Consider the following 1,391-nt stretch of genomic DNA (forward strand, 5'->3'; position numbering starts at 1 on the left):
GATCAGCTGGGTGCGGGTGGTCTCCGGGTCGTCGGAGGAGGCGATGGTGCGCCGGTGGAGGATGTTGACGGCGCCCTGGGCGCCCATGACCGCGATCTGGGCGGTGGGCCAGGCCAGGTTGAGGTCGGCGCCCAGGTGTTTGGAGCCCATCACGTCGTATGCGCCGCCGAACGCCTTGCGGGTGATGACGGTGATCAGCGGGACGGTGGCTTCGGCGTAGGCGAAGATCAGCTTGGCGCCGCGGCGGATGATGCCGTTGTACTCCTGGTCGGTGCCGGGCAGGAAGCCGGGTACGTCGACGAAGGTCAGGACGGGCACGTTGAACGCGTCGCAGGTGCGTACGAAGCGTGCGGCCTTCTCGGAGGCGTCGATGTCCAGGCAGCCGGCGAACTGCATGGGCTGGTTGGCCACGATGCCCACCGGGTGGCCCTCGACCCGGCCGAAGCCGGTGATGATGTTGGGTGCGAAGAGCGCCTGGGTCTCCATGAACTCGTTGTCGTCCAGTACGTGCTCGATGGCTTTGTGCACGTCGTACGGCTGGTTCGCGGAGTCCGGGATGAGGGTGTCCATCTCCCGGTCCTCGTCCGTGACCTCCAGGTCGGCCTCGTCGGGGAAGGCCGGGGGCTCGGAGAGGTTGTTGGAGGGGAGGTAGGACAGCAGGGCCTTGACGTATTCGATGCCGTCCTTCTCGTCGCCGGCCATGTAGTGGGCGACGCCGGAGGTGGTGTTGTGGGTCCGGGCGCCGCCCAGCGCCTCGAAGCCGACGTCTTCTCCGGTGACCGTTTTGATCACGTCGGGGCCGGTGATGAACATGTGTGAGGTCTGGTCGATCATGACGGTGAAGTCGGTGATCGCCGGGGAGTAGACCGCTCCGCCCGCGCAGGGGCCCACGACGAGGCTGATCTGGGGGATCACTCCGGAGGCGTGGGTGTTGCGGCGGAAGATCTCGCCGTACATGCCGAGGGAGACCACGCCCTCCTGGATGCGGGCGCCGCCGGAGTCGTTGATGCCGATGACCGGGCAGCCGGTCTTGAGCGCGAAGTCCATGACCTTGACGATCTTCTCGCCGAAGACTTCCCCGAGGGCTCCGCCGAAGACCGTGAAGTCCTGGGAGAAGACGGCCACCGGGCGGCCGTCGACCGTGCCGTATCCGGTGACGACGCCGTCGCCGTAGGGGCGGTTCTGGTCGATGCCGAAGTTGGTGGAGCGGTGCCGGGCGAACTCGTCGAGTTCGGTGAAGGATCCCTCGTCCAGGAGGAGGTCGATGCGTTCGCGCGCGGTCAGCTTGCCCTTGGCGTGCTGCTTCTCCACCGCGCGTGCGGACCCGGCGTGGGTCGCTTCTTCGATGCGGCGCTGCAGGTCCGCGAGCTTCCCCGCGGTGGTGTGGCGGT

General features: G+C 67.5%; 1 protein-coding gene. It reads right to left on the reverse strand.

Annotated elements, in window-relative coordinates; all coding sequences use genetic code 11:
- A partial coding sequence (locus tag NP777_RS46830; RefSeq protein WP_256656312.1) for an acyl-CoA carboxylase subunit beta occupies positions 1-1,391 on the reverse strand: 1,391 nt, incomplete at both ends.

Source organism: Streptomyces rugosispiralis (assembly GCF_024505145.1).
Classification (GTDB): Bacteria; Actinomycetota; Actinomycetes; order Streptomycetales; family Streptomycetaceae; genus Streptomyces; species Streptomyces rugosispiralis.